Below are 5,186 nucleotides of genomic sequence, written 5' to 3'. Positions count from 1 at the left end.
GCGCCGTCGCGCAGCAGTTGGTCGAGCCAGGTGAGGTAGTCGCGCATCTGCACGAAAGGCTGAGCGTCGCTGGCCACCGGGCCATGGCCGGGCACGACCAGGGTCCAGGGCAAGGCTTGCAGGGTGTCGAGATCGGCCAGCCATGCCGCCAGCCCTGGACTGTTGGGGGTGGTGAGGGCGCGCTGATAGAACACCAGGTCACCGGTAAACAGCACGCCGGTGCTCGGGTCGAGAATCGCCAGGTCGGCGCCGGTGTGGCCGGTGAGTGCGAGCAAGCGCAGGTCGTGGCCGCCCACGCTGAGCACGCCGGGTGTCAGCACCTGGGTGGGCAACACCACTTCGGTGCCACGCATCCAGTCGCCGACCATGCGGTAGAGGTTTTCCGCCATGCCGTCGCCCTGCTCGTGCAGCAGCCGCGTGGTGTCGGCCAGGGCGCCGATGGGCACGTCCTTGAAGGCCTGGTTGCCCAGCGCGTGGTCGGGGTGATGGTGGGTGATCAACACCTGGACCACCGGTTTGGCCGTTACCTTGGCGATCGCCTGGCGCAGGGCTTCGCCGTAGCGCCGTGACGGGCCGGTGTCGATCACCACCACGCCGGCTTCGGTAACGATAAAAGCGGTGTTGACGATATTGCCGCCGTTGCCTTGGCGAAGTTGTCGGTGCTGCCTTCGAGCAGCCAGGTATCGTCGGCGATCAACCGTGGCTGCAGGGCGTAGTCGAGGTCTGCCAGGGCGGCAGGCTCAGGCCCAGGCACAGCAAGAGGATCCAGCGCATGCCGCGCTCCTTCTGGTCAGGGAATGGCGGCGTCGAACTGGTTGCCGCTGTTGTCACGCAGCACCAGGCGGGTGGGCCCTGGAGCATCGATGTCGAAGGCCAGGTTGGGGTTTTCGCTGACCGCCGGGAACAGCTCCAGCTCGGCCAGCACCTGATCGTCCTGGCCACGCAGTTGCGCATGGTTGATAAAAAATTCCGGAATGCCGCTGACCATGCCGTTGTCCATCGGGTGCGCCACCTGCACGCGCACGCGGCTGAATTCACCACGCGGGTAACGCCCGCCGAGCACTTCGCCGATATGCTCCTCCCACCCGGGCTGGGTGCGCACCACGCTGGGTGCGGTGCAGCCACCACCGGCGGCGTCGATCAGGGTCGAGCCCACATGCCACAGCCCGTCATCGGTGAGCACCGCCGCGCGCAACGGCGTGGCCTGTTCGATGCGGATGCGGATCGACAGCCAGGGCAACACACCGGCCTTGGGTTGGAAGTCGACGATTTTCGGCAATGGGTTGAGCTCGGCCCAGGCGAGGATTTTCACCACCTGCCCTTTGAACGCACGGGCGTCGATTTCCAGCGGCACCTGGCGCGCATCTTCGGCGAAGGGTGGCGCCAGCAGCTTGACCCGCGCATCGAACACAAACGGCGCATCCGCCAGGAACTGCTTGTGGTAGAAGGCCCACATCACCGACGGCACCGGGTCGACTTCCACGGCGTGAGCCGCCAGCGGCAGCCAGCAAGCCAGGATGCAGCTCAATCGCCAGTTCATCGCCTGCTCCTATTGATACATCTCAGGCACTTCGTACTGCAGGCCGTAACGGGCATAGATGGCTTGCACCGCACCGTCGCGGATCAGGCCTTCCAGCGCCTCCTCTACCGCATAGGCCAACTGGCGATTGCTCTCGTGCACCGCCATGCCGATCTCCCAGCGCTGCTTGCCCATATTGGGGTAGGCGTTTTGCGCCAGGGCCAGTTGCGGATCGTGGGCCTCGTGCACCTGCCAGTCGATTTCACCGCGCATGGCCATCACCGCGTCGACCTCGCCGGCCTTCATCGCCGCAAAGGCCTGGGGCACGTCGGGGTAGTGGCGGGTCTTGCCGGCGAGCATGCCGTTGAACACCGAGGTGAGGTAGAACGACGGCACGCTGTCGACTTCGACGCCAATCGGGTGCTGCTCGAACACCGCCACGCTGGCGACCTTGTCCAGCCGCCGACGGTCGTAGGCCACCTGCCATTGCTCGTTCTGGTAAGGCCCGAACATCACCACATGGCCGTTTTCCAGTTCGCCCTGGTCGTTACGTTTTTGCGCGTAGGCATGGTCGTAGGGGGCACGCATCATCAGGTCGGCCAATTGCTGGTTGTGCAACGGGCTGCCGCGCCAGATGTAGTCGCGCAGGTCGTCGTCGAGCTTCTCGCCGGCCGGCGCCCAGATCAGTCTGAGCTGCACCCCCAGCGCTTGGCCAAGGCCTGGGCCAGCTCCACGTCGACACCCCGTGGGGTGCCGCCGTCCTGGAAGCTGTAGGGGGCGAAGTCCTTGTACACCGCCACCTTAATCTCGCCGGCGGCGACCATCTGGTCGTAGCTGCGCACCTGCGCCTGTGCCGTCTGGCAACACAGCAGGGCCAGGCCAAGCACATACGCGAACAGGCGCATGGCTTATTCCTCGACGCGCACGGAGTCCAGGTAGGTACGCACCGCCCACAAGGCTTCCTGGCTCAGATAGTCGGCCATTTTCGGCATGTACACCCGGCCGTCGCGCACGGCGCCATGGCGCACACGCTCGACAAACCACTCATCACCGGCCTCCCCCGCATCCAGCATGCGCAGGTCCGGGGCGATACCGCCGGATTTGGCTTCCAGACCGTGGCAGGCGGCGCAGTTCTGGTTGTAGGCGGACGAGCCGATTTCCAACGCTTTGTCATGTTCGGGCGAGGTGCGATACGGGTTCACCGCCGCCCAGCCATCGGCGTCCACCGGTACGCCGGCGTCCTTGACCGAGGTCAGGCCCTTGGTTTCCACCGCTTGCGGAACGACGTTGCCATGGGCCCAGGCGGAGCCGGCACCGATCACACCCACCAACAGGCCAGCCACGAGCCAGGCATTGTGTTTTGTTGTCATTATTTTGCCCTCAGGATTGCACGCAAAACCTCATTGCAGAGGCTATGGCAACCATCTTAGAAAGCCCTGGGCATGGCCCGTATGCTGCTTTGGTGGCCGCCCTCTCCTCCCTTGGTAGTAGGGCTTGTGGGGCACGCCTAAAACAGCGGCGGTCCGGGAAGTCTTCCCGGCCACAGCGGGACTTTTTTCCGTATCCGCCCAATGCCGCGCGCTCCACCCTGTGCAGGCCAAAACCTCCACAGGGAACCGCAACCATGACAATAAGATCGCTACCCGCCCTTTCACCGTTGAGCCTTGCCGTGCAGGCCTTGCTGCTGGTCGGCAGCCTGTCGTTGAGTGCGACAAGCTTCGCCGCCGCCGAACCGGCCCCTTCTGCTCAAAAGCCGACGCGCAACGTCACCTGGGAAGACATCGCCAACGACCACCTGACGACCAAGGACGTGCTGCAATACGGCATGGGCACCAACGCCCAGCGCTGGAGCCCGCTGGCCCAGGTCAACGACAAGAATGTGTTCAAGCTCACCCCGGCCTGGTCCTATTCGTTCGGCGACGAGAAGCAGCGCGGCCAGGAATCCCAGGCCATCGTCAGCGACGGCGTGGTCTATGTCACCGGTTCCTATTCCCGCGTGTTTGCCCTCGACGCCAAGACCGGCAAGCGCCTGTGGACCTACAACCACCGCTTGCCCGACAACATTCGCCCGTGCTGTGACGTGGTCAACCGCGGCGCCGCGATCTTCGGCGACAAGATCTACTTCGGCACCCTCGACGCGCGCCTGATCGCCCTCGACAAAAACACCGGCAAAGTGGTGTGGAACAAGAAATTCGGCGACCACGCCGCCGGCTACACCATGACCGGCGCGCCAGTGCTGATCAAAGACAAAGTCAGCGGCAAGGTGTTGCTGATCCACGGCAGCTCCGGCGATGAATTCGGCGTGGTTGGCCAACTGTATGCGCGCGACCCGGACACCGGCGAAGAAGTGTGGATGCGCCCTTTCGTGGAGGGCCATATGGGCCGTCTGAACGGCAAGGACAGCACGCCGACCGGCGACGTGAAAGCACCGTCGTGGCCGGACGACCCGACCACCGAAACCGGCAAGGTCGAGGCCTGGAGCCATGGCGGCGGCGCTCCCTGGCAGAGTGCGAGTTTCGATGCCGAGACCAACACTATTATCGTCGGCGCCGGCAACCCCGGCCCGTGGAACACCTGGGCGCGCACCGCCAAGGACGGCAACCCCCACGACTTCGACAGCCTCTACACCTCCGGCCAAGTGGGTGTCGACCCGAGCACCGGCGAAGTGAAGTGGTTCTACCAGCACACCCCGAACGATGCCTGGGATTTCTCCGGCAACAACGAACTGGTGCTGTTCGACTACAAGGACAAGGACGGCAAAGTGGTCAAGGCCACCGGCCACGCCGACCGCAACGGCTTCTTCTACGTGGTCGACCGCAACAACGGCAAGCTGCAGAACGCCTTCCCGTTCGTGGACAACATCAGCTGGGCCAGCCATATCGACCTCAAGACCGGTCGCCCCGTGGAAAACCCCGGCCAGCGCCCGGCCAAGCCATTGCCGGGTGAAACCAAGGGCAAGCCGGTGGAAGTCTCGCCGCCGTTCCTGGGGGGCAAGAACTGGAACCCCATGGCCTACAGCCAGGACACCGGCCTGTTCTACATCCCCGGCAACCAGTGGAAAGAGGAGTACTGGACCGAAGAGGTCAACTACAAGAAGGGTTCGGCGTACCTGGGCATGGGTTTTCGCATCAAGCGCATGTATGACGACCACGTCGGCACCCTGCGCGCGATGAACCCGACCACCGGCAAAGTGGTGTGGGAACACAAGGAAGCCCTGCCCCTCTGGGCCGGCGTGCTGGCGACCAAGGGCAACCTGGTGTTCACCGGCACCGGCGATGGTTTCTTCAAGGCCTTCGACGCCAAAACCGGCAAGGAACTGTGGAAGTTCCAGACCGGCAGCGGCATCGTCTCGCCGCCGATCACGTGGGAGCAGGATGGCGAGCAATATGTCGGCGTGACCGTGGGCTACGGCGGCGCGGTGCCGTTGTGGGGGGGCGACATGGCCGAGCTGACCAAGCCGGTGGCGCAAGGCGGGTCGTTCTGGGTGTTTAAGATCCCGAGCTGGGATCAGAAAACCGCCCAAAAATAGCCCTGGATCATGCGGAGCGGCTTTTGTGGCGAGGGAGCTTGCTCCCGCTGGGCTGCGAAGCGGCCCCGCTTTTTCTCCAGCACCACCGTGCAGTCAGGTTTCACGACTGCTGCGCAGCCGAGCGGAGCAAGCTCCCTC

The 5,186-nt window shown here is 64.4% G+C and carries 3 protein-coding genes and 2 pseudogenes; 1 reads left to right on the top strand and 4 read right to left on the bottom strand.

Going from position 1 to position 5,186, the window contains the following annotated elements:
- The 4 genes and pseudogenes from JWR98_RS28615 to pedF all read right to left on the bottom strand — a co-directional run.
- Nucleotides 1-774 (bottom strand): annotated as a pseudogene (locus JWR98_RS28615) (quinoprotein relay system zinc metallohydrolase 1); the annotation flags it as partial.
- Nucleotides 775-790: 16 nt separating this feature from the next.
- Entirely contained in the window at nucleotides 791-1,540 is a 750-nt protein-coding gene (locus tag JWR98_RS28610; protein ID WP_078733809.1) for a quinoprotein dehydrogenase-associated SoxYZ-like carrier, read from the bottom strand.
- A gap of 9 nt (nucleotides 1,541-1,549) precedes the next feature.
- Nucleotides 1,550-2,424 (bottom strand): annotated as a pseudogene (locus tag JWR98_RS28605) (substrate-binding periplasmic protein).
- 3 nt (nucleotides 2,425-2,427) lie between these two features.
- Nucleotides 2,428-2,889, bottom strand: a complete 462-nt coding sequence (pedF, locus tag JWR98_RS28600; protein WP_078733811.1) for a cytochrome c-550 PedF — start codon at nucleotides 2,887-2,889, stop codon at nucleotides 2,428-2,430.
- A 254-nt stretch (nucleotides 2,890-3,143) separates the two neighbouring features.
- Here pedF and exaA point away from each other — a divergent pair, with 254 nt between their 5' ends.
- Entirely contained in the window at nucleotides 3,144-5,048 is a 1,905-nt protein-coding gene (gene exaA, locus JWR98_RS28595; protein ID WP_078733812.1) for a quinoprotein ethanol dehydrogenase, read from the top strand.
- The last annotated feature ends 138 nt before the right edge of the window (nucleotides 5,049-5,186 follow it).

Origin of the sequence: Pseudomonas lactucae (assembly GCF_016937615.1) — a bacterium.
Taxonomy (GTDB): Bacteria; Pseudomonadota; Gammaproteobacteria; order Pseudomonadales; family Pseudomonadaceae; genus Aquipseudomonas; species Aquipseudomonas lactucae.
This window is presented reverse-complemented; position numbering and strand designations above follow the sequence as displayed.